The organism is Pseudomonas sp. Marseille-Q8238 (assembly GCF_965111915.1).
The window spans coordinates 3,834,613-3,856,158 of record NZ_CBCOPI010000001.1 but is presented as its reverse complement, the minus strand read 5'-3'; the positions used below and the strand labels follow the sequence as shown (position 1 = coordinate 3,856,158).

At 61.5% G+C, this 21,546-nt stretch carries 19 protein-coding genes and 1 tRNA gene; 10 read left to right on the top strand and 10 right to left on the bottom strand.

The window, feature by feature from the left end:
- Positions 1 to 48 precede the first annotated feature (48 nt).
- From ACWPW0_RS17905 to ACWPW0_RS17890, 4 genes are all read left to right on the top strand, one after another.
- The gene (locus ACWPW0_RS17905) at positions 49 to 732 is read left to right on the top strand and encodes a response regulator transcription factor (RefSeq protein ID WP_447593651.1); all 684 of its coding nucleotides are present in this window, start codon (positions 49 to 51) and stop codon (positions 730 to 732) included.
- Entirely contained in the window at positions 722 to 1,999 is a 1,278-nt protein-coding gene (locus tag ACWPW0_RS17900; RefSeq protein ID WP_447593649.1) for a sensor histidine kinase, read from the top strand. The genes ACWPW0_RS17905 and ACWPW0_RS17900 overlap by 11 nt, the downstream gene beginning before the upstream one ends.
- Positions 2,000 to 2,294: 295 nt before the next feature.
- Positions 2,295 to 3,026, top strand: a complete 732-nt coding sequence (locus ACWPW0_RS17895; RefSeq protein WP_454256060.1) for a lipopolysaccharide kinase InaA family protein — start codon at positions 2,295 to 2,297, stop codon at positions 3,024 to 3,026.
- On the top strand, positions 3,026 to 3,262 hold the full coding sequence (locus ACWPW0_RS17890) for a hypothetical protein (RefSeq protein ID WP_447593645.1): 237 nt from the start codon (positions 3,026 to 3,028) through the stop codon (positions 3,260 to 3,262). Before ACWPW0_RS17895 ends, ACWPW0_RS17890 begins: the two co-directional genes overlap by 1 nt.
- 57 nt (positions 3,263 to 3,319) lie before the next feature.
- Here ACWPW0_RS17890 and ACWPW0_RS17885 read toward each other — a convergent pair whose 3' ends face one another.
- The 9 genes from ACWPW0_RS17885 to ACWPW0_RS17845 form a co-directional block, all read right to left on the bottom strand.
- Entirely contained in the window at positions 3,320 to 6,373 is a 3,054-nt protein-coding gene (locus ACWPW0_RS17885) for a multidrug efflux RND transporter permease subunit (RefSeq protein WP_454256059.1), read from the bottom strand.
- 24 nt (positions 6,374 to 6,397) lie between these two features.
- Positions 6,398 to 7,534 (bottom strand): efflux RND transporter periplasmic adaptor subunit, encoded by a 1,137-nt coding sequence (locus ACWPW0_RS17880; protein WP_447593641.1) that lies wholly within the window; start codon positions 7,532 to 7,534, stop codon positions 6,398 to 6,400.
- A 291-nt stretch (positions 7,535 to 7,825) separates the two neighbouring features.
- Complete coding sequence (locus tag ACWPW0_RS17875; protein ID WP_447593639.1) at positions 7,826 to 8,920, bottom strand: DUF1513 domain-containing protein; 1,095 nt, start codon at positions 8,918 to 8,920, stop codon at positions 7,826 to 7,828.
- 1 nt (position 8,921) lies between these two features.
- Positions 8,922 to 9,986: an imelysin family protein gene (locus tag ACWPW0_RS17870; protein WP_454256058.1), complete on the bottom strand. Its 1,065-nt coding sequence runs from the start codon at positions 9,984 to 9,986 to the stop codon at positions 8,922 to 8,924.
- A 10-nt stretch (positions 9,987 to 9,996) separates the two neighbouring features.
- Complete coding sequence (locus ACWPW0_RS17865; RefSeq protein ID WP_454256057.1) at positions 9,997 to 11,403, bottom strand: di-heme oxidoreductase family protein; 1,407 nt, start codon at positions 11,401 to 11,403, stop codon at positions 9,997 to 9,999.
- Positions 11,404 to 11,673: 270 nt separating this feature from the next.
- On the bottom strand, positions 11,674 to 13,011 hold the full coding sequence (locus tag ACWPW0_RS17860; RefSeq protein ID WP_454256056.1) for an imelysin family protein: 1,338 nt from the start codon (positions 13,009 to 13,011) through the stop codon (positions 11,674 to 11,676).
- Positions 13,012 to 13,167: 156 nt separating this feature from the next.
- Positions 13,168 to 13,671, bottom strand: a complete 504-nt coding sequence (locus ACWPW0_RS17855; RefSeq protein WP_447593631.1) for an RDD family protein — start codon at positions 13,669 to 13,671, stop codon at positions 13,168 to 13,170.
- Positions 13,672 to 13,842: 171 nt separating this feature from the next.
- On the bottom strand, positions 13,843 to 14,055 hold the full coding sequence (locus ACWPW0_RS17850) for a cold-shock protein (RefSeq protein ID WP_187807541.1): 213 nt from the start codon (positions 14,053 to 14,055) through the stop codon (positions 13,843 to 13,845).
- 291 nt (positions 14,056 to 14,346) lie between these two features.
- Positions 14,347 to 14,430 (bottom strand) — tRNA-Leu (locus ACWPW0_RS17845).
- Between the two features lie 109 nt (positions 14,431 to 14,539).
- On the opposite strand from ACWPW0_RS17845, the gene queA reads away from it, so the two are divergent.
- The 6 genes from queA to ACWPW0_RS17815 all read left to right on the top strand — a co-directional run bounded on the left by queA (position 14,540) and on the right by ACWPW0_RS17815 (position 20,662).
- Positions 14,540 to 15,589 (top strand): tRNA preQ1(34) S-adenosylmethionine ribosyltransferase-isomerase QueA, encoded by a 1,050-nt coding sequence (queA, locus tag ACWPW0_RS17840; protein ID WP_454256055.1) that lies wholly within the window; start codon positions 14,540 to 14,542, stop codon positions 15,587 to 15,589.
- A 5-nt stretch (positions 15,590 to 15,594) separates the two neighbouring features.
- Positions 15,595 to 16,713 carry a tRNA guanosine(34) transglycosylase Tgt gene (tgt, locus tag ACWPW0_RS17835; RefSeq protein WP_454256765.1) on the top strand — a complete coding sequence of 373 codons (1,119 nt, stop codon included), beginning with the start codon at positions 15,595 to 15,597 and terminating at the stop codon, positions 16,711 to 16,713.
- A 36-nt stretch (positions 16,714 to 16,749) separates the two neighbouring features.
- On the top strand, positions 16,750 to 17,088 hold the full coding sequence (gene yajC / locus ACWPW0_RS17830; protein ID WP_447593503.1) for a preprotein translocase subunit YajC: 339 nt from the start codon (positions 16,750 to 16,752) through the stop codon (positions 17,086 to 17,088).
- A gap of 64 nt (positions 17,089 to 17,152) precedes the next feature.
- Positions 17,153 to 19,015, top strand: a complete 1,863-nt coding sequence (secD, locus tag ACWPW0_RS17825) for a protein translocase subunit SecD (RefSeq protein ID WP_454256054.1) — start codon at positions 17,153 to 17,155, stop codon at positions 19,013 to 19,015.
- An 8-nt stretch (positions 19,016 to 19,023) separates the two neighbouring features.
- On the top strand, positions 19,024 to 19,938 hold the full coding sequence (gene secF / locus ACWPW0_RS17820) for a protein translocase subunit SecF (protein ID WP_447593499.1): 915 nt from the start codon (positions 19,024 to 19,026) through the stop codon (positions 19,936 to 19,938).
- A gap of 175 nt (positions 19,939 to 20,113) precedes the next feature.
- Positions 20,114 to 20,662, top strand: coding sequence for a glycine zipper 2TM domain-containing protein (locus tag ACWPW0_RS17815; RefSeq protein ID WP_447593497.1), 549 nt, complete (start codon positions 20,114 to 20,116; stop codon positions 20,660 to 20,662).
- Positions 20,663 to 20,727: 65 nt separating this feature from the next.
- On the opposite strand, the gene suhB is transcribed toward ACWPW0_RS17815, so the two are convergent.
- Entirely contained in the window at positions 20,728 to 21,543 is an 816-nt protein-coding gene (gene suhB, locus ACWPW0_RS17810) for a type III secretion system regulator SuhB (RefSeq protein ID WP_447593495.1), read from the bottom strand.
- Between the last annotated feature and the right edge of the window lie 3 nt (positions 21,544 to 21,546).

Here is a 21,546-nt window from a genome sequence, read left to right as displayed (position 1 = left end):
CGGGGTATCTTTGCGCCTCTGCTTTTCGCTTCGGCAAGGATTTTGGCTATGCGTATTCTGCTGGTTGAGGACAACCGCGACATCCTCGGCAATATGGCCGACTACCTGGAGCTCATGGGCTATACGGTGGACTGTGCGCAGGATGGGTTGTCCGGGCTGGACCTGGCGTCGACCGAACACTACAACCTGATCGTGCTCGACATCATGCTGCCGGGTATCGACGGCTACACCCTGTGCCAGCGCCTGCGCGAAGACGCCCGGCGCGATACGCCGGTCATCATGCTGACCGCGCGTGATCAACTGGACGACCGCCTGCAGGGCTTCCGTGCTGGTGCGGATGATTACCTAATCAAGCCGTTTGCCCTGTCGGAATTGGCGGCACGCATCGAGGCGGTGCTGCGTCGCAGCCTGGGCGGTGGCAAGCGCTTGCTGCAGGTCGGCGAGCTCAGCTATGACCTCAACACCCTGGAAGTACGGCGCGGCGAGCGGTCCCTGAAGCTCAACCCGGTCGGGCTCAAGCTGCTCGCGCTGCTGATGCAGAAAAGCCCGCATGTGGTGCCCCGTGAAGTGCTGGAAGAGGCGCTATGGGGGGACGACTGCCCGGACAGCGACAGCCTGCGCAGCCATGTGCATCAGTTGCGTCAGGTCATCGACAAGCCCTTCGGGCATCCGCTGCTGCACACCGTGCACGGGGTGGGGTACCGCCTGATGGAGCAGCTTGATGGAGTTTAGGCAGAGCCTGTCACGTCGGATCGTCATTGCCTTCGTTCTCATGACCCTGCTGGTGGGCGGTACCTTCTCTGTGGGCATCGTGGAAACCGTGCACCTGGTCGAGGAACGCCTGCTGACCGCTGAATTGGGGGGAGACCTGACCCGCTACCTGAAGATGGACAACATGGAGGACTGGCGACACAAGCCAGAGCCTGGCCAGTTGTTCTACTTCAGTGACGGCCATGGTCTGTTCGCCTTGCCTGAGGACTTGCAGGCGCTGAGCCCGGGATTTCACGAGATCGAGCGCGATGGACGTTCCTATCACGTTCATGTGCAGGAAGTCGGCGGGCGCAGTTATGTGCTGCTGCAGGACTTGAGCGAGTTCAAGAGTCGTGAGCGTGTGTTGTTTGCCGTGGTGCTCAGTGGCTTCTTTATCAGCCTGGCGTTGTCCGGTCTGCTGGGCTGGTTGCTGGCGCGCAAGGTGATCGAGCCGGTAGGGCGCTTGGCGCGGCAGGTACGGCATCGCGACCAGTTGCAGGACCTGGCGCCGCCGATGGCGCCGGATTATGCCGCCGATGAGGTGGGTGAGCTGGCGGAAGCATTCGACAGCACCTTGGGGCAGCTGCGCCGTGCCCTGACGCGCGAGCGCCTGTTCACCAGTGATGTCAGTCATGAACTGCGCACACCCCTGATGGTACTGGCCAGTTCCTGTGAGCTGCTGCAGGTGAACCCGGCGCTGGACGCCCGGGGGCGGGTTCAGGTCGAGCGAATCGCTCGTGCCAATGAAGAAATGCGTGACCTGGTGCAGACCTTTCTGTTGCTGGCCCGTGCCCGTAACGAAGCGCCGGGCGCGACACCGATGGAAGGGATCGAGGGCGTCGCGACCGAACTGTTCGAGCAGTGGCGGGTACCGGTACAGGAAAAGGGACTGCGCTTCGATTACCTGTCCACCGAGGCCGGAAATGGCCTCTATAACGCTCCATTATTGCGCTCGGTAATGAGCAATCTGCTGCGCAATGCCCTGCACTACACAGAGCAGGGGCATATCCGGCTGTGGCTTTTGCCGGAAGGTTTCATTGTTGAAGACAGCGGCGTCGGCATCCCTGAGGCGGAGCGCGAGTCGATGTTCCAGCCATTCGTGCGGGGTATCGCGGCACGTGGTGAAGGCCTGGGGCTGGGCCTGTCGCTGGTGCAAAGGATCTGCGAAAGCCAGGGCTGGCGCGTGACACTGAGCGATGCCGAACCCCAGGGGTGCCGTTTTGAGGTGCAGTTGGGCGTCCCATCCTGAGCCATTCATCGAGACATGCCGTGCAGCGAGCCCGTGAGGGAACAGGGCTTGCATGCAGTTCCAGAAAATAGCCTGCAGCCGTATCGCGTTTCTCGATATTTCCGCTTGAGGCCAAGTGGGGCGGGGTCTTTGTCGCCAAGTGTGTCACACGCTTGAGCAGCGCCCGTGTTACGGCAGGCCGCACAGTGTTACTGGTACGCTCGTACTGCCTGAGTTGCAGGCCTCCGGCTACCCACTCAAGGCAGCATAGTTCTGATCGCCGCACGGCCGGTCGGCTACAAGGATCGATAAGACAATGAACGGGAATGCATCTGTGGTTGCTGATGTGGAAGTCGAGTCCTTGGCAGGTTCCCCGGAGTTTGAACAATGGTGGCGGGTGCAGGGCGAGTGGGTAGAACCACCTAATGTACGGCGTGGCGGTGAAAGCGGTGTACAGCGTCTGCGCCTGAGCGATGGACGCCTGTTGTATGCCAAGCGCCAGACTGGCCACCTGTACCGCAGTGTTCGCCACCCGTTCGGGCGACCTACGATCTTGCGCGAGCGAGATGCGCTGCAAGCCATGGAAGCCATAGGGGTCAAGGCGCCGCATCTGGTCTATTGCGACGCCCAGTACAGCGCTGAGGGACAGTGGCGTGCGTTGCTGGTTTCCGAGGACCTCCGCGGATTCCAGGAGCTGGACGCGTGGTATGCCAGTGGTGGCCGCGAACAGTTCGGTGAAGAGGTGCATGACCGCATCCTGCAACATATAGCTGCTATGCTCGGGCGCTTCCATCGTGCTCGTTGGCGCCATGGCTGTCTGTACCAGAAGCATCTGTTCGTGCGTGTGGAGCAGGTGGCGGGAGAGGTCGAGGTGGAAGTCGCCATGCTCGATCTGGAAAAAAGCCGGCGTGTCTGCAGTGCCAGGCGTGCCGCTCGTCATGATATGCAGCAACTGAGGCGCCATTCGTCGTGGAGCGCTGGTGACTGGTCCCGACTGGTCTACTGTTACGAACAGGTGTTTGGCCGGGCGATCAAGGGGTTACAGTGATGAAGCTAGAAATTGCTCGAGGATTGTTCCTCGTTGGCGCGCTGGGTGTCACCGCGATGGCCGCTGCTGCCTGGCAGGAGTCCACGCCAATGATCATCGATTCCCAGACCAGCAGTGCGCTGTACTGCCCGCAACCGCTGGCGCTGCGCAAGAAGCCTGTCGAGCAAGTGCGGCCGGATTCCGATCTGCTGCTGTTCCTGTTCGGTATGACCCGGGGTGTCTCCTCGCGCAACTGAGCGATTCCCGATCAATAAAAAGCCCCGCTTGTGCGGGGCTTTTTATTGCCTGTTAACTCAGTGCGCGCTAGCGGCTTGAATAGCCGGATGGCTATCCGGCTTGGCCAGCAGACTGTAGACGCAGGGGAGAACGAACAGGGTGAACAGCGTCCCGATGGACATGCCCGTGGCAATGACCAGGCCGATGTCGAAGCGGCTGACCGCGCCGGCGCCGGTGGCAAGAATCAACGGCACCATGCCGAAGACCATCGCTGCCGTGGTCATCAGAACGGGACGCAGGCGGATCGAGGCAGCTTCCTCGACAGCCTCACGGGCACTCAGGCCCTTCTCACGGCGCAACTGGTTGGCAAACTCGACGATCAGGATGCCGTGCTTGGTGATCAACCCGATCAGGGTCACCAAGCCGACCTGGGTGTAGATGTTCATGCTGGAGAAACCGAGGAAGATCGGAATCAGCGCCCCGCAGATCGACAGCGGCACCGTGACCAGGATCACCAGCGGATCGCGGAAGCTTTCGAACTGTGCGGCCAGCACCAGGAAGATGATCGCCAGCGCCAGGCCGAAGGTCAGGTACAGCGCGCTGCCTTCCTGAATGAACTGGCGCGATGCACCGGCATAGTCGAAGGCGTAGCCCCGTGGCGACTCCTCGCGAGCGATCTGGGTGATGGTCTCCACTGCTTCGCCCATGCTGACGATCGGTACACCTTCGATGATCGCCGAGTTGAGCTGCTGGAACTGCTTGAGCTTGGTGGGGCGAGCCCGGTCGCTCACGGTGATCAGCGTGCTCAGGGGCACCATCTGCCCGCTTTCACTTTTCACGTAGTAGTTGCTCAGCCAGCCGGGGTTGTCGCGGTAGGGTCGTTCGACCTGGGCGATGACCTTGTAGCTGCGGCCGTCGATGGTGAAGCGGTTGATCTCACCCTCACCCAGCAGGATGGCCAGGGTGCCGCCCAGGTCCTGCATGGATACGCCCATCTGCGCAGCTTTCTCACGGTCGATATCGACCACGATTTCGGGCTTGTCGAAGGCCAGGTCCACATTGAGGAAGGCAAATTTGCCCGACTCCATGGCGCGCTGTTTGACCCGGTCCGCGACCTGCAGCAGCGACTCGTAGTCGTTCGGCGTGTTGATCACGAACTGGAAGGGCAGGCCTTCCCCGGTGCCGGGGAGCGACGGCAGATTGAAGCCGAAGATCTGCAGGCCGGGGATATCGTTCAAGCGCTGCTGTACAGCGGGCAGCAGTTCCATCTGCGAGCGTTCGCGCTCGCCCCAGGGCTTGAGCAGAAAACCACCGATACCCGACTGCACACCGTCGAAGCCGTTGATCTGGAATGACGAGTAGTACTCGGGGAACTCCTTGAAGATCGTGGTGAATTCGGCGGTGTAGCGGTTCAGGTAGTCGAGGTTGGTCGGCTGGGGCGCATTGGCGAAGATGAACACGATGCCCTGGTCTTCTTCCGGGGCCAGCTCGCTTTTGCTGAACATGAGCAGGACCGGAATCAGGCACAGCACGATCAAGGCGAATACCACCACGACCGGGCGTGTATTCAGCGTGCCATGCAAGGCGCGTTGATAGCGGCGTTTCAGCTTGTCGAAGATCTGGTCCAGCTTGTGCGCCAGACCCGAGGGATCCTCCTCATGACGCAGCAGTACAGAGCACATCATCGGCGACAGGGTCAGCGCGACGATACCGGAGATGATCACCGCACCGGCAAGGGTCAGGGCGAACTCCTTGAACAGCGCGCCAGTGAGCCCTTCGAGAAAGCCGATAGGCGCATACACCGCCGCCAGGGTGATGGTCATCGAGACCACCGGCACGGCGATCTCGCGTGCGCCCTCGATGGCGGCGTCGAAGGGCGTCTTGCCTTCTTCGATATGGCGGTGAATGTTTTCCACCACGACGATGGCGTCATCCACCACCAGGCCGATGGCCAGGACCATGGCCAGCAGGGTCAGCAGGTTGATCGAGTAGCCCATCAACTGCATGAAGAACATTACGCCGATCATCGACAGCGGAATGGTGATGACCGGAATCAGTACCGAGCGGAAGGCGCCGAGGAACAGGAACACCACGACGATGACGATCAGCACGGCCTCGGCCAGCGTTTTCACCACCTCGTCGATGGATGCCTGGATGAACAGCGTGGCGTCGTAGGCGATCGACACCTTCAGGTTGGGCGGCAGCTGTGCTTCCAGCTCCGGCATGATTTCGCGCACGTGCTTGATCACATCCAGCGGGTTGGCGCTGGGTGTGCCTTTGACACCGATATAGACGGAGGGAATGCCGTCGAACGAGCTGATTGCGTCGTAGTTCTCTGCCCCCATCTCCACGCGAGCGATATCGCGCACCAGGACGCGGCTGTCACCGACGGTCTTCACCGGGATGGCGCCGAAGGCCTCCGCCGATTTCAGGTCGGTAGTGGCATTGATGCTGGTGACCACCAGTTGGCCCTTCACCTGGCCGGCGGCAGAGAGGAAGTTGTACTTGCGTACGGCGTCGCTCAGGTCGCTGGCGGTAACGCCATAGGCGGCCATCTTCACCGGATCCAGCCACAGGCGCATGGCGAAGACCTGGTTGCCGAGGATTTCCGCTTCGGCCATGCCTGGCAGGGTGGCCAGCTTGGGCTGGATCACGCGGGACAGGTAGTCGGTGATCTGTGGATTGGACAACTCGTCGCTGTAGAAACTGATGTACATCAGCGCCGAGGCGTCGGCGGCTTCTTTGGATAGCACCGGGTCTTCGGCATCCTGCGGCAGTTGGTTCTTGACCTCGTTGGCCTTGGACAGCAGCTCGGTGAACAGGCGGTCCGAGTTGGCGCCAATGCGCGCATAGATCTGGATGATCGACACGTTCTGCTGGCTCGACGAGGTCATGTAGTCAATGCCTTCGGCACTGGCCAGACTCTGCTGCAGCGGCTGTGTGATATAGCCCTGAATGGTCTCGGCATTGGCCCCGGGGTAAGCGGTGGTCACCGTGATCAGGGCGTTCTCCATCTGTGGGTACTGACGGATCACCAGCTTGCTGAAGGCCTGGAAGCCAAGCAGCACGATCAGCAGGCTGACCACGGTCGCCAGTACCGGACGACGGATAAAGGGATCGGTAAAAGCCATATGCAATTCCTTGGCGGCAGCCAGTTACTGGCCGGTGCTGGCGGGCGGGGCTTTGTCGTCGACGATGGCAACATGGGCGCCGTTATCCAGCTTGAGCTGGCCGGCGGTCACCACCTGTTCGCCGGCCTTGAGGCCTTTGAGCAGGGTGACCTTGCCGTCGCGGCGCTCACCGGTTTCGACGAAGCGACGCTCGACCACCAGTTGGGTTTCACCTTTGTCGTTTTTCTCGACCTGGCCGTCCTTGTCTTTCTTCTCGCCGATCACGTACACCGAGTTGCCGTAGAGGGTGTAGGTAATGGCGGTTTCCGGTACGACAACGTGAGGCAGGTCACCGGGCAACAGGACTTCCAGGTTGGCGAACATGCCGGGCAGCAGTTTGCTGTCCGGGTTTGGCAGGACGGCACGCACCTGGACGTTGCGGGTGGTGTCCTCGACCTTCGGGTTGATCGCGGCGATTTCGCCCACGAACACTTCGCCCGGATAGGCGGCGACCTCGATGCGTACCTGTTGACCAATGGCCAGCTTGGGCACGGCCTGCTCCGGCAGGTAGAAGTCGACGAACAGCGTGGTCAGGTCCTGCAGGGTCGCGATGATGGTGCCCGAGGACAGGAAGTCCCCCACATCGACCTGGCGGATACCAATGGTGCCGGCGAACGGTGCGACGATGCGCTTCTTGGCCAGCATGGCCTGGAGTTGGGCAACGCTGGCGTTGCTCTTCTGCAGTGACGAGGCGAGGCGGTCGAATTCGCTCTTGGAGATGCTCTGGCGATTGACCAGGCTGCGGCCGCGCTCGAACTCGACGCGGGCCAGGCTCAACTCGGCTTCGGCCGTTGCCAGGCTGGCCTGCTCGACATCGCTGTCCATCTGGATCAGGGGTTGCTTCAGGCTGACCTTCTCGCCGGACTGGAACAGCACGTCACGTACGGTACCGCTGACCTCCACGGTCAGGTCGACGCCCTGGGACGCTTTCAGTGTGCCGATAGCTGGCAGGCGGCTCTGCCACGGCATTTCCTCGGCAGTGGCGGCAGAAATGCTGATGGCCGGTTGCGGCGCGGAGAACATCTGGATCTGCTGATAGATCGAATAGCCTTTATAGGCGGCCAGGGCGAGCACCACGAGGATGACGATGCCCAACATGATGACCATGCGGCGGAGCAACATATTCCGTTTCCTTGGCAGGAGGAGAGGGGCCTGGGAATAGGCAAGAGCGGAACCTTAGACTGCCTGGCAAGCCAAGTCAAAAGCCTCTCATTTGCAGCGCGTTGTGCGCGGCAACCTGCCGCGCCCGTCAATTATTCGAGGGTACTGGTCGGTCGATGCAATGGGCGGAATGGGGGCCGGATTGCGCTGATTGTTCTGGGCGTGCGTACTGAGCAGATGGCCTGCTGTTGTTAGCTTGGAAGCCGGTCCGCACGGCGCCCCTTGGGTGATGACTGTGCATCAGCAAGGCCATCACGCCAGGTGCAGGTGGTTGTCCCAGAGGCCGGCGGGCAGGTTCAGTGGCTGGACATCGATGGTGCTGGTGCGGCAATCGTACAGGCGGCAGCGGCCTTGTCCGGAGGTGACGACAAAACCGTCCTGCACCGCGCCGACGCCGGCACAGTCTGGGAGTGGGGCATCGAGACGCAGGGCGCCGCTATCCAGGTCCCAGATAAAGAAGCGATTACCGCGCGGGGCAGTCAGGGCGACCAGGCGCAGTGTGTCGTGCACCGCGACGCTGGCAGTGTACTGACTCATCGCCAGGCGCTGTTCGTCGCCCACAGGGAACGCCTGGAAAGCCTGACCGGGGCGCTTGATCGCGAGCAGGTCGGCGGGCTCGTTGGCATCGCCCATGAATTGCTGGCCAGCAACGATGGTGCCATCGCTGGCGATGGCCAAGTGGCGCACGCTGTTCATGGCTTGTGGCAGGGTTTCCTGGGAAATCAGGCTGCCGTCGCGGTGCATCAGTACCAGGCTGGGTTGCATGGCATCGAGGTTCATCTCTACCCGGCTTTCCGCTTCGGTACGGATGCCGCCATTGGCCACCACCAGGGTTTCACCATCGGGCATCCAGGACACCTGGTGCGGGCCAATGCCATGAGTGGAAAGTTCGCCCTGATGGCTCAGTCGGCGATCGGTGTAGGTATAGACGCCAAGCAGGCCGCGACCGGGGTCGGTGGTGTCGTTGTCAGTGGTGTAGAGCCATTCGCCGCTCTTGTGGAACACGCCATGGCCGTAGAAGTGTCGGTTGGGCAAGGAGCGAATGGTCTGCAGCAGGCTGCCGTCGGTGAGGTCGATCAGGTAGCTCTCGGTACCGGGGCGGCGCGCGACGAACAAGGCGACCGGCTCGCTGGGGTGCTCGACGATATCGTGGCAGCGCTGTGCCACGGGGGTGGCGAACACCTGGCTGCCGTCGAGACGGTAGCCGACGGCGTAGTGCTGGCCATCGGCATCGTCGCGCGCGGAGAGCAGCAGCGGCGAGCTGCCTTTTCTGCTCAGGGTCCAGCCACCCAGCGTGACGGCGCCGAGCAGCAGGCTGCCGAGGGCGAGAACCTGGCGGCGCAACATATCAGTCACCATCGTTGGCGTTGAAGCCCAGTTGTACGTTGAGTACGCGGGCCAGCTCGCCCGAGTGCAGGCGGTGGACGACATCGAGGCTGTCGTAGAACGCGTTCAGCTGTTTCAAGCCGGCCTCACTGGCGAGCAACTCGCTGAGTGGAGGTTGCAGGGCGTCCAGTTTGCTGCGTGTATCGGCATAGGCCGCATCGATCTGCTCGGCCAATGCTTGCTGGTCGCTGCCGAGCAGGCTGCGGATGCCTTTTTTGTCGACGCCGTGCCACAGGGTCTCCGAGCTGCTCAGGCTGGCGCCCAGGCTGCTGAGGGACGTCTGACTGCGCCAGCCATCGGCCTGGAAGGGTTGCGGGGTGCTCTTGGTCTGGCGGCCCATGGGCGCGCCGAGCTTTTTCTTCAGGGTGTCGAGGGCGGTTACCTGAACGCGCAGCAGCTCCGAAATGGCTTCGTGGGAGTCGGCGTAGCGCGGGTTGGGGAACTTGCTCAACTGATCGAGCATGCCGTCCTTGCTGTTCCAGCTGGCGAGGATTTCCTCGGCGAGGCGTTGCTGGTGTTGGCCGATGGCTTCCAGTAACGGGCAGTAGCGGGCCTTCTGCTCGCTGTCGGCGAGGTCGAGGTTGCTATCGAAGAGGATGTATTCGTAAGCGGAGAGCCCCTGTACTACCACGCTGGCTTTACCCAGGGCAGCTGCATCGATGGCGGGCTGGGCTTTCACCAGCTGTTCGACCTGGCGCCCGACCAGGTTCTTCTTGTCGGGCCAGAACTGTACTTGCCAGGCGCGGTTGCCTTCGGCGATGGGGCCGACCATCAGCGGTTGCAGCTCGGCCCAGGCTTTCTGCGCGGCGAGAAAGTCGGCGCGTGCCTTGGTCAGGTCTTCCTTGCCGGAGCAGAAGGCCAGGGCGCTGGCCGCGAGCTGGCGGTCGGCGTCGACCCAGCGGCTGTATGTCGGCAGGATCACCTGCTTGGCGATGGCGGCGGAGGCTTGTGCCTGCGGGTCCTGCGGGGTGCAGGCGCTCAGTACGATGGCGGCCAGGCTGGTGAAAAGCAGGGTGGGGCGGAACATGCAAGGCTCCTTAGAGTGAATTCAGAAAGGCCAGCAGCGCAGCGCGCTGGTCGGCGTTGTAATGCATGACGGCCTGTTTTGCCGGTTCCGCTTCACCGCCATGCCAGAGTATCGCTTCGAGCAAGTCGCGGGCACGGCCGTCATGCAGGAACTGGGTGTGCCCGCTGACGGCAGCCGTCAGGCCGATGCCCCACAGCGGCGGGGTGCGCCAGTCGCGACCGCTGGCCTGGAACTCGGGGCGGTCATCGGCCAGCCCTTCGCCCATGTCGTGCAGCAGCAGGTCACTGTAGGGGCGGATCACCTGGTTGGCCAGTTCGGGTTCGGCGGCGTCGGCTGCCGTGGTGAAGCTGGGCACGTGGCATCCTTGGCAACCGGCCTGTTCGAACAGGCGCTTGCCCTGGCGTACCTGCAACTCGTCAACGGAGCGACGGGCCGGCACGGCCAGGTTGCGGGTATAGAACAGCACCAGGCGCAGGATGTTGTCGCTGACCTCCGGGTCGCCACCATTGGGCGCCGCCAGGCAGGCGGTCTGGGTCGGTGTGCAGTCCACATGGGGCAGCAGGCTGGTGGTCAGGCCCATGTCGGCGGAAAAGGCGTGGGCGTTCTGCTGGTTGAGGCTGGGTTGCCCAGCCTTCCAGCCGAAGCGGCCGAGGACGGTCTTGCCTTGCGCGTCGTCCCATACCCAGTTGGGGCGACCGTTGATGCCGTCGGCTTGCCCTTTGCCGGCGTTGGCCAGCAGTGCGGCCTCGGGGATCGCCTCCAGAAGGCCCAGGCCGATCATCGGCGGTGCGATGCGGGCGGAGAACAGGGTGTCAGGGTGCATCGGCCCATAGCCCAACTGGCTGATCTGCAGCTTCGGCTTGCGCAGGATGATTTGTGTGCCATCGGCCAGGCGCACCGGGACCGGGTCGTACTCGACACGCACCTTGCCTTCTGGCTCGACACCCGGAATGGCCATGTCTTTGAGCTGCGTGCCATACACGGGCTCGGCAATCACGCCCGCGCGGGTCAGCTGATCAGCGTGCTCCGTGGAGTCATTGGCGGGGATCGACAGGCGCACCAGCATCGAGACGGCATTGTTGGCGTTCGGCTCGGGTGGATGTCCGCGGCCATCCTTGATATGGCAGTTCTGGCAGGCGTTGGTGTTGAACAGCGGGCCGAGACCATCACGGGCCGTGGTGGTCGAGGGCGCGATCACCCAGGGGCTGCGGAAGAAACTGTTGCCCACACTGAAGTCCAGGCGACGCGTGGGTGTCAGGTTGGCGGATGGCATGGAGAAGGCGTTGTGATCGTTCTGGTAAACGGTCGTGCGACCACCCGAGAGCGCTTCGCCGGGTTCTGCGGGCGGTGGAGCCTGCTCGCAGGCGACCAGGCCGAGCGTCAGCGTAAGGGCACAGAGGCGAAGCGGGAAGGGCATTGCGCGGGAACCAGATGGATATTCAGGCGGGCAATCTTAGCAGGCTAAGGGAACTCAAATAATAGGAGTTTGCGTTCTCATGTCGGGCTAAATGTCGCGGGGCACTGCTTATGCCAGGGAGGTCGGGCCGTTCGTGGTCGGTGAGGCTTGCTCGGCAGGAGGGGCTCCAGGCAGATCTGTTGATGATGGAACGCGTTGTAAGTCGGTGGAGGCAGGCATAAAAAAAACGGATGCGCCTTGTGGGCGCATCCGTTGCCAGTACCGTTGTTATCAGAACTGGTGGTCGGCGTTGTCCGGGCTGAGGTCGTTGATGCCCAGTTTGCTGGCAGCTTGTTCGATGGCGCCGGTCTGCTTGACCAGGGCCGCGATCGCGTCACGAACGATTTGCTGGCCTTCGGTGTTTTCCGGAGCGATCAGCTGATCGAAGTGCACGTTGTTCTTCTCGGCGCTGTCGACCATGGCCTGTAGCTTGGCCTCGGTGGCCTCCAGGTCGGCTTTCAGCGTGGTGTCGGTGGCGGCATCGACCTTGGCCACCAGGGACGACAGGCTCGGGCCGGTCAGCGTGGTGCCGTCGACTTTCTTGTACTCGCCCAGGTAGACGTTACGAATACCCTTGCCGTTGTAGAAGTGTGAGTTGTGCGTGTTGTCGCTGAAGCAGTCGTGCTCGTCTTCCGGCGAGTTGGCTTCCAGAGCGACTTTCATGCGCTCACCAGCCAGTTCGCCGAGGGACAGGCTGCCCATGCCGAAGAGGATCTTGCGCAGACCATTCTCGGTTGGCTCGCCAACCAGAGTGGCGCGGTAGTTGTTGGCGTCACCGTCTTTCCACTGGACGACCATTTCGTCGAGGTCGCTGACCAGCAGGTCGGTTACCGCTTTCAGATAGGTGCGACGGCGCTCGTTGTGGCCGCCCGTGGCGCCTTCGCCAACGACATAGTCAGTGGCAGGGCGGTCGCCCGCGCCTGGGCCGGTGCCGTTCAGGTCCTGGCCCCAGAGCAGGAATTCGATGGCGTGGTAGCCGGTGGCTACGTTGGCTTCGGAACCGCCCAGCTCGTTGAGGCTGGCCAGCTTCTCGCCGGTGATTTCGGTGACGTCGATCTTGTCTTCACCGACCTGGATTTCGGTGTTGGCAATAATGTTGGCAGTCGCGCCAGGGTTGCCCAGAGCGTGCTGGTAGTCGGCGGCGACATAGTCGATCAGGCCTTCGTCCAGCGGCCAGGCATTCACTTGGCCTTCCCAGTCGTCGACGATGGTGTTGCCGAAACGGAATACTTCGGTCTGCATGTACGGTACACGAGCGGCAACCCAGGCTTCGCGAGCAGCCTTGAGAGTGGCGTCGTTCGGGTTGGCAAGCAGGGCGTCGACAGCGGTCTGCAGGTTTTTTGCGGTGCTGGCGGCATCGGAGAAGGCGGCCAGGGCGATGTCAGCGTAGTGAGCAACGACTGCCTTGGCAGCGGCTTCGTCGACTTTTGCGGCAGCCGGTGCAGTGCTGGCGCTGGCAGCTGGTGCGCCGTTTTGCGAGGCTGCGGTGTCTTTCTTGTCGTCACCGCAGCCAGCGAGGGAAATGGCGATAGCTAACAGGCTGGCGGTAGCCAGGGGCATACGAGTCATGGCGAAGTCCTTTGCGTCTGGTGTGTGGAGTGCCGTACAGCGACACATGAAAACCGCGCAATAATGCGAAAGATTTTCATTTTATGCAAAGGGCTATTTGCTTTCGCGGGCCTTGGCTCGCACCTGCTGGCCTATTGGAAAGTACCGTGGCTGGTGCTATTTGCCTTGCTTGTGAATGTTCTTCGGCAACTGCACGACCAGGCTTTCCGAATAGATGTCGTGCCAGCTGCGTTTCTTCTTGTCCCAGAGCACCCAGAGGAATCCCAGGCCACCGAGCAACCAGGAAATGATGGCGATCAGGAAGCGCAGCAGCGCCTGCCATAGGCTGATGGCCGAGCCATCGGCGTTCTGGATGCGCAGTCCCCAGACTTGCATGCCGAGGGTCTGGCCGTTGTGGGTCCAGAACTTGGCAAAAAAGGCAAAGAGAGCGAAGAGCACGAGGGTGGCGAGCATTGGGTCGCGATCCAGCATGCCGGCTTGCGACATGGCCAGCAGCTGCTCATTGCCATAAATGAGGCGTAGCAGTCCCTGTTGGTACAGCAGGGTGACAACCATCATCAGGGCTACGGAGAGCAGGAAGTCGTAGAACATTGCGGCCAGGCGGCGAATCAGGCCGGCGGCGGGGAAGTCGCCTGCGGGGCGGAGCATGTGCTGTGGCATGGTGCGCTCGTTGCTAAAAGTCGGCGTTGATTCTACGGGCAACGAATCGCGGGCACAAAAAACACCTGGGGCGGTTTACGTTGCAAGCACGCGTCATCGAGACGGCCGCCTTGAACGGCAGGCACAAAAAAGCCCCTGATGTTGCCATCAGGGGCTTTTCGGAGCAGCGACTTAGCCCAGGATCTGGACTTTGTCAGCCTGCATGCCTTTCTGGCCTTGGACGGCTTCGAAAGTAACTTTCTGGCCTTCTTTCAGGCTCTTGAAGCCGTTACCTTCGATAGCGCGGAAGTGTACGAACAGATCCGGACCGCTCTCTGGAGTGATGAAGCCAAAGCCCTTCTCGTCGTTGAACCACTTAACGGTGCCGGTTTGACGATTCGACATGTCTTATTTCCTTGAAACTAGAGTTGATGACAGCCTCTCGCTCTGGCGAAGAGGGCTGGGACTGGTTGCAGAGAGTAAGAGAAGTCGAGCGGGATGTAGCGGATCTAGGATCTACTGCATCAGGTCACGATTCAAGGCGACCCATGCAAACACAGTGGGCACACTCTACGCTAACTTAAAGAGGTTTGCCAAGCCCCCGAAATCGTCGTTTTCGGGCGATTTCACACGGGTCTGCAATGGGTGTTTCAGAGGGCTTCAATCTTCTGCTGTGAGAGAGTGAAGCGAGTGATGTGGTGCCCCGGGGGAGACTCGAACTCCCACTCCTTTCGAAAACGGATTTTGAATCCGCCGCGTCTACCATTCCGCCACCGGGGCATAACCGGCGCGAAGTATAGGGAGCCGTCGGCGAGCGGTCAATCGCGTTGCGTGGCCAGATCATGTGCTTTCCGGTAAGCTCTGCGCCCCCGCAAGACGATCCCCCACCATGCGCGTAGCCGATTTTCACTTCGACCTCCCCGAATCCCTGATCGCCCGTTACCCCTTGGTCGAGCGCCGGGCCAGCCGTCTGCTGGTGCTCGATGGCGAGCATGGCACGCTGGCGCATCGGCAGTTTGTCGATCTGCTCGACTATCTGCGCCCTGGCGATCTCATGGTGTTCAACAACACCCGGGTGATCCCGGCGCGGTTGTTTGGGCAGAAGGCCACTGGCGGGCAGTTGGAGATTCTGGTCGAGCGCGTGCTGGACAGTCATCGCGTGCTGGCCCATGTGCGCTCAAGCAAGTCGCCGAAGCCGGGTTCGCTGATCCATATAGAGGGTGGTGGCGGGGCTGAAATGCTGGTGCGTCACGACGCCCTGTTCGAACTGCGCTTCGCCGAGGAGGTATTGCCGCTGCTGCAGCGAGTCGGGCATATGCCGTTGCCTCCTTATATAGACCGTGCCGATGACAGCTCCGACCGTGAGCGTTACCAGACCGTCTATGCCGAGAAGGCAGGCGCAGTGGCGGCGCCAACGGCCGGGCTGCATTTTGACCAGGCCATGCTCGAGGCGATTGCCGTAAAGGGCGTCGAGCAGGCCTTCGTCACCCTGCATGTCGGGGCTGGCACGTTCCAGCCTGTGCGGGTCGAGCGTATCGAGGACCACCACATGCACCTGGAGTGGCTCGAGGTCAGTCAGGGGGTGGTGGATGCGGTCGAGGCCTGCCGGGCACGTGGTGGGCGAGTCGTTGCCGTGGGCACGACAAGTGTTCGCTCGCTGGAAAGTGCCGCGCGTGACGGGCAGTTGCGTGCGTTCAGTGGCGACACCGATATCTTCATCTACCCGGGGCGCCCGTTCCATGTGGTCGATGCGCTGGTGACCAACTTCCATTTACCAGAGTCGACCCTGCTGATGCTGGTCTCGGCTTTTGCCGGCTACCCGGAGACCATGGCGGCCTATGCGGCGGCAGTGGAGCAGGGGTACCGCTTCTTCAGTTACGGTGATGCCATGTTCATCACCCGCAATCCTGCCCCGCGCGGGCCAGAGGAAACCCTATGAGCCACATGTCCTTCGAGCTGCTGGCCACCGACGGTCGTGCGCGCCGTGGGCGCCTGACCTTTCCGCGTGGTGTGGTGGAAACCCCGGCATTCATGCCGGTCGGTACCTACGGTACGGTAAAAGGCATGCTGCCGCGTGATATCGAAGCCATCGGCGCGCAGATCATCCTCGGCAATACCTTTCACCTGTGGCTGCGACCAGGTACCGAGGTCATCAAGAAACATGGCGACTTGCACAATTTCATGCAGTGGCAGGGGCCAATCCTTACCGACTCCGGTGGTTTTCAGGTGTTCAGCCTGGGCGCAATGCGCAAGATCAAGGAAGAGGGTGTGACCTTCGCTTCGCCGGTAGACGGCAGCAAGGTGTTCATGGGGCCGGAAGAGTCGATGCAGGTGCAGCGCGAGCTGGGTTCGGACATCGTGATGATCTTCGACGAATGCACGCCGTACCCGGCCGAGTTCGATGTGGCCAAGCGCTCCATGGAGCTGTCGCTGCGTTGGGCCAAGCGCTCGAAGAATGCCCATGAGGGGAATCCGTCGGCCCTGTTCGGCATCGTTCAGGGCGGTATGCATGAAGAGTTGCGCATGCGCTCGCTGGATGGGCTCAATGAGATCGGCTTCGATGGGCTGGCCATTGGCGGTCTGTCCGTTGGCGAGCCGAAGGAAGAGATGATCCGCGTGCTGGATTTCCTGCCGCCGCAACTGCCTGCGGACAAACCCCGTTACCTGATGGGAGTGGGCAAACCAGAGGACCTCGTAGAAGGTGTGCGCCGCGGCGTCGACATGTTCGACTGCGTGATGCCTACGCGCAATGCGCGCAACGGGCATCTGTTCACCGATACCGGTGTCATCAAGATCCGCAATTCGGTGCACAAGCACGATGAGTCGGCACTGGACCCAGCCTGCGATTGCTACACCTGCCAGCACTTCTCGCGCGCCTACCTGCATCATCTGGACAAGTGTGGGGAAATGCTGGGCAGCATGCTCAATACCATCCACAACTTGCGCCATTACCAGCGCCTGATGGCTGGTTTGCGCGAGGCAATTCAACAGGGTACATTGGCCGCCTTCGTCGATGCCTTCTATGCCCGGCGCGGTTTGCCAACGCCGCCGCTGGCGCCCTGATAAGCACTTTTTAAAGACTAGTAATAGGAGTTTTCCATGAGCTTTCTGATCCCAGCCGCCTATGCCGATGCTGCTGCGCCTACTGCTGCTGCCGCTGGTGCGGGTGGTTTCGAGTGGGTGTTCCTGATCGGCTTCCTGGTCATCTTCTATCTGATGATCTGGCGCCCTCAGGCCAAACGCTCCAAAGAGCACAAGAACCTGCTCGGCAGCCTACAGAAGGGCGACGAAGTAGTGACCTCCGGTGGTCTGGCCGGCAAGGTGACCAAGGTTTCCGACGATTTCGTCGTGGTTGAAGTGTCCGACAACGTCGAGCTGAAATTCCAGAAGCAAGCCATTGCAGCGACCCTGCCGAAGGGCACGCTGAAGGCGATCTAATAACGATTCATTCTTTACCAACGACGGGGCGCATCAAGCGCCCCGCGTCATAACGGGCGGCGTCATGCTCAACAAATACCCTCTGTGGAAGTACCTGCTGATCCTGGTCGTGCTGGTGATCGGTCTTATCTATTCCGCGCCCAACCTCTATCCGGACGATCCGGCCATCCAGATCAGTGGTGGCAGCACTGCGACTACTGTGACGCCGGCTGATGTCGAACGAGCGGCCAAAGCGCTTTCCGAAGCGGGCATTACCGCCAAGGAATCGGGCGTTGTCGGTCGCGGCGGGCTGATTCGACTGAACAGCCTCGGTGATCAGTTGCCGGCCAAGGATGTCGTCACTCGCGTGCTGGGCGATGACTTCGTGGTCGCGCTGAACTTGGCGCCGACTACTCCGGACTGGCTGCGCAAGCTGGGTGCCAGCCCGATGAAGCTGGGTCTGGACCTCTCCGGTGGTGTGCACTTCCTGCTGGAAGTGGACATGGATAAAGCGCTCGACATGCGCCGCAAGGTCTATGAGGGTGAAATCAAGAGCCTGCTGCGCAAGGAGCGTATCCGCTACCGCAGCATGCCTGAGCAGGGCGGTGCCATTCAGTTGGGCTTCGCCGATGCCGCTGCGCTGGAAAGCGCCGAGAAGCTGATTCGCAAGGAGTATGCGGACTTCGATCTGGAGACCCGGGCGCGTGGCTCCGAGCAGGTGCTGCGTTTGAGCCTGACCCAGGCCAAGATCGCCGAAATCCGCGAATACTCGGTCAAGCAGAACCTGACAACCGTGCGTAACCGCGTCAACGAGCTGGGTGTTGCTGAGCCGTTGGTGCAGCGTCAGGGCGCCAACCGGATCGTGGTCGAGCTGCCAGGTGTTCAGGATACCGCTGAAGCCAAACGTATCCTCGGTAAGACCGCCAGTCTCGAATTCCGCTTGCAGGCCGAGCCCGATGCGCCGCGTGCGACCACCGAGTCGTTCGAGTTCCGTGAGGAAGGGCGTCCGGCCGTAGCGCTGGAGCGCAGCCTGATCATCACCGGTGATCAGGTGACCGATGCCCAGGCCAGTTATGACGAGCACGGCCGGCCACAGGTGAATATCCGTCTTGACGGCCACGGTGGCGGCCTGATGAATCGGGCGACCCGCAATAACGTTGGTCGCAGCATGGCGGTGATCTTCATCGAGCAGAAGCCGGTGACGCATTACGTCAACGAGACGGTCGATGGTGTCGAGCGCAGTGTTGCCGCGCAGTCGTTCAAGGAAGAAAAGAAAATCATCAGTCTGGCGACCATTCAGTCGCCGCTGGGTAGCCAGTTCCGTATCACCGGGCTGAACGGCCAGGGCGAGTCGTCCGAGCTGGCCTTGCTGCTGCGCGCCGGTGGTCTGGCTGCGCCGATGTACTTCGCGGAAGAGCGCACCATCGGCCCGAGCCTGGGTGCTGACAACATCACCAAGGGTATCGAGTCCACCGAATGGGCGATGATCTTCGTCTCCTTGTTCATGCTCATCATCTACCGCTTCTTCGGTGCTTTGGCGACTGTTGCGCTGGCTTTCAACCTGGTGCTGCTGGTGGGGCTGATGTCGGTAATCGGCGCCACCCTGACGCTGCCGGGTATTGCCGGTATCGTCTTGACCCTGGGTATGGCGGTGGATGCGAACGTACTGATCTTCTCGCGGATTCGCGAGGAATTGGCCAAGGGCCTGACAGTGCAGCGTGCGATCCACGAGGGCTTCGACCGTGCCTTTGCTGCCATCGTCGACAGTAACCTGACCACCTTGCTGGTGGGCGGCATCCTGTTCGCCATGGGCACCGGCCCGATCAAGGGCTTCGCTGTAACGCTCTCGCTCGGCATCATCACCTCGATGTTCACGGCCATCATGTTTACCCGCGGTATGGTGAACGTGATCTTCGGCGGTCGTAACTTCAAGAAACTGTGGATCTGAGGTTAGCCATGAGCAAGAAAATCATTCCATTCATGGCGATCCGCAATATTGCGTTCGCCATTACCGTACTGCTGACCATCATTGGTCTGGTCAGTCTGTTCTCCAAGGGGCTCAACTTCGGTCTGGACTTCACGGGCGGCACGCTGATCGAGCTCAAGTACGAGAAGCCCGCCAACCTCGAGCTGATCAAGAGCGAGTTGGGGCAGGCGGGTTATACCGATGCAGTTGTACAGAGCTTCGGGGCTACCACTGACGTGCTGGTGCGGATGTCCGGTGATGACCCGCAACTGGGTAATCAGGTTGCTGCGGCCCTGCGCAAGATCGATGCGGGAGCTCAGTTCGAGGTCAAACGTGTCGAGTTCGTCGGTCCGCAGGTGGGTGAGGAGCTGCGCGATCAGGGCGGCATTGCCACATTGCTGGCCCTGGGTGGCATCCTGCTGTACCTGGCCTTTCGCTTTCAGTGGAAGTTCGGCCTTGGTGCTGTCGCCTCGCTGGCCCACGACGTGGTCATCGTGCTGGGTGTACTGGCCTTCTTCCAGATCCCCTTCGACCTGACGGTATTCGCTGCAGTGCTGGCGATGATTGGTTACTCGTTGAACGACACCATCATCATCTATGACCGGATTCGCGAGAACTTCCGCCTGCTGCGCAAGAGTGGCCTGGTGGAGAACATCGATATCTCGGTTACCCAGACGTTGCTGCGTACCATTGCGACGTCCTTGTCCACGGCGCTGGCGCTGGTCGCTCTGCTGATCTTCGGCGGTGACTCGCTGGGTAACTTCGCCCTGACCTTGCTGGTCGGCGTGGTGGTGGGTACCTACTCGTCCGTGTACATCGGTGCAGTAGTGCTGATCTGGCTGAAGCTCACCTCGGAGGACCTTATTCCGACCGTGACAGCCGAAGAGGCAGATGGTCGTCCCTGAGTCGACCGTTCACGACAAAAGCCCGGCCCTGTGCCGGGCTTTTTCGTTATGGCGGGCGTGATCTCCGTCCCACTTGTCGGCTTATGGCGGGGCCTCCGGGAACTCGCTCATCGTGCATTTATCCAAGGCTGCGAATGGGGGCGAAATGCCCTGAAGCGTGTCTCGGGAGAATGATATGAACAAGTCGATGATCGTGGGTGCAGTGCTGGGTGCGGTGGGTGTAACCGCCGGTGGCGCAGTGGCTACCTATAGCCTGGTCGGAGGCCCCAAGTACGCGGAAGTTCTGGCGGTAGAGCAGGTCAAGGAATCTGTGAAGACGCCACGTGAGGTGTGCAAGGACGTTGCCGTGACCCGGCAGCGGCCGGTGCAGGACCAGCATCAAATTGCCGGGACCGTGATCGGTGCCGTGGCTGGTGGCCTGTTGGGTAATCAGGTTGGCGGTGGTAATGGCAAGAAGCTGGCTACCGTTGCCGGTGCTGTCGGTGGTGGTTATGCCGGCAACAAGGTGCAAGAGGGTATGCAAAATCGCGATACCTATACGACAACGGAAACTCGCTGCAATACGGTGGTCGACACCAGTGAGAAGGTGGCGGGTTATGACGTGAAGTATCAGTTGGATGGTCGAGTGGGGCAGGTGCGGATGGATCGAGATCCCGGCTCGCGGATTCCGGTGAATGATCAAGGGCAATTGGTGCTGGTGGAGCAGGTTCAGTCGGCCCGTTAGACTGTATTTCAGCCATAAAAAAACGCCCCGCGGGGCGTTTTTTTATGGCTCGAATGCCGTGGCGGTCAGCGTTTCATCGACGGTGCCAGGTGCGGCTGGATGGCTGTCAGTACGGCTTTGAAGCACTTGGTGTTGCCGGCTACGATCTGGCCTTTTTCAAGGAAGTCGTGGCCGCCGCTGAAGTCGCTCACCAGGCCGCCGGCTTCCTGAATCAGCAGGGCGCCTGCGGCCATGTCCCACTCCGACAGGCCGAACTCCCAGAACGCGTCAAAGCGGCCTGCCGCGACGTAGGCCAGGTCCAGGCTGGCGGCGCCTGCGCGGCGGATGCCGGCAGTCTGGCCAACCAGGCTGCGGAACATGCCCAGGTAGTTATCCAGGTTGTCCAGCTGGCTGTCGCGGAACGGGAAACCGGTGCCCAGCAGGGCGCCATCCAGGCTCTTGCGCGAGCTGACGCGCAGGCGGCGCCCGTTGAGTGCGGCGCCACGGCCGCGGCTGGCGGTGAATTCTTCCTGGCGGGTGGGGTCGAGGATGACGGCGTGCTCGAGGCGGCCACGGTATTTGCAGGCGATGCTGACGGCGAAGTGGGGGACGCCGCGAATGAAGTTGGTGGTGCCGTCCAGTGGGTCGATGATCCACTGGTAGTCCGCGCCTTCTCCGCTGCCTTGGATCAGTCCGCCTTCCTCGCCGAGGAAGCTGTGGGTTGGATAGGCCTTCTGCAGGGCTTGAATGATGGTCTGCTCGGCGGCGCGGTCGATTTCGGTGACGTAGTCGCGGGCATCTTTCTCGCTGACCGAGATGGCGTCCAGGCGCTCGACGGAGCGGAAAATCAGTTCGCCAGCGCTACGAGCTGCGCGCAGCGCGATATTCAGCATGGGCTGCATGGG

Coding starts and splice junctions, on each gene's coding strand:
- ACWPW0_RS17875 (WP_447593639.1), bottom strand. CDS start 8,920: ATGTTGCGCCGCCAGGTTCTCGCCCTCGGCAGCCTGCTGCTCGGCGCC.
- ACWPW0_RS17865 (WP_454256057.1), bottom strand. CDS start 11,403: ATGCCCTTCCCGCTTCGCCTCTGTGCCCTTACGCTGACGCTCGGCCTG.
- ACWPW0_RS17855 (WP_447593631.1), bottom strand. CDS start 13,671: ATGCCACAGCACATGCTCCGCCCCGCAGGCGACTTCCCCGCCGCCGGC.
- ACWPW0_RS17905 (WP_447593651.1), top strand. CDS start 49: ATGCGTATTCTGCTGGTTGAGGACAACCGCGACATCCTCGGCAATATG.
- ACWPW0_RS17890 (WP_447593645.1), top strand. CDS start 3,026: ATGAAGCTAGAAATTGCTCGAGGATTGTTCCTCGTTGGCGCGCTGGGT.
- ACWPW0_RS17850 (WP_187807541.1), bottom strand. CDS start 14,055: ATGTCGAATCGTCAAACCGGCACCGTTAAGTGGTTCAACGACGAGAAG.
- ACWPW0_RS17815 (WP_447593497.1), top strand. CDS start 20,114: ATGAACAAGTCGATGATCGTGGGTGCAGTGCTGGGTGCGGTGGGTGTA.
- secF (WP_447593499.1), top strand. CDS start 19,024: ATGAGCAAGAAAATCATTCCATTCATGGCGATCCGCAATATTGCGTTC.
- yajC (WP_447593503.1), top strand. CDS start 16,750: ATGAGCTTTCTGATCCCAGCCGCCTATGCCGATGCTGCTGCGCCTACT.
- ACWPW0_RS17895 (WP_454256060.1), top strand. CDS start 2,295: ATGAACGGGAATGCATCTGTGGTTGCTGATGTGGAAGTCGAGTCCTTG.
- ACWPW0_RS17860 (WP_454256056.1), bottom strand. CDS start 13,011: ATGACTCGTATGCCCCTGGCTACCGCCAGCCTGTTAGCTATCGCCATT.
- suhB (WP_447593495.1), bottom strand. CDS start 21,543: ATGCAGCCCATGCTGAATATCGCGCTGCGCGCAGCTCGTAGCGCTGGC.
- ACWPW0_RS17900 (WP_447593649.1), top strand. CDS start 722: ATGGAGTTTAGGCAGAGCCTGTCACGTCGGATCGTCATTGCCTTCGTT.
- secD (WP_454256054.1), top strand. CDS start 17,153: ATGCTCAACAAATACCCTCTGTGGAAGTACCTGCTGATCCTGGTCGTG.
- queA (WP_454256055.1), top strand. CDS start 14,540: ATGCGCGTAGCCGATTTTCACTTCGACCTCCCCGAATCCCTGATCGCC.
- ACWPW0_RS17870 (WP_454256058.1), bottom strand. CDS start 9,986: ATGTTCCGCCCCACCCTGCTTTTCACCAGCCTGGCCGCCATCGTACTG.
- ACWPW0_RS17880 (WP_447593641.1), bottom strand. CDS start 7,534: ATGTTGCTCCGCCGCATGGTCATCATGTTGGGCATCGTCATCCTCGTG.
- tgt (WP_454256765.1), top strand. CDS start 15,595: ATGTCCTTCGAGCTGCTGGCCACCGACGGTCGTGCGCGCCGTGGGCGC.
- ACWPW0_RS17885 (WP_454256059.1), bottom strand. CDS start 6,373: ATGGCTTTTACCGATCCCTTTATCCGTCGTCCGGTACTGGCGACCGTG.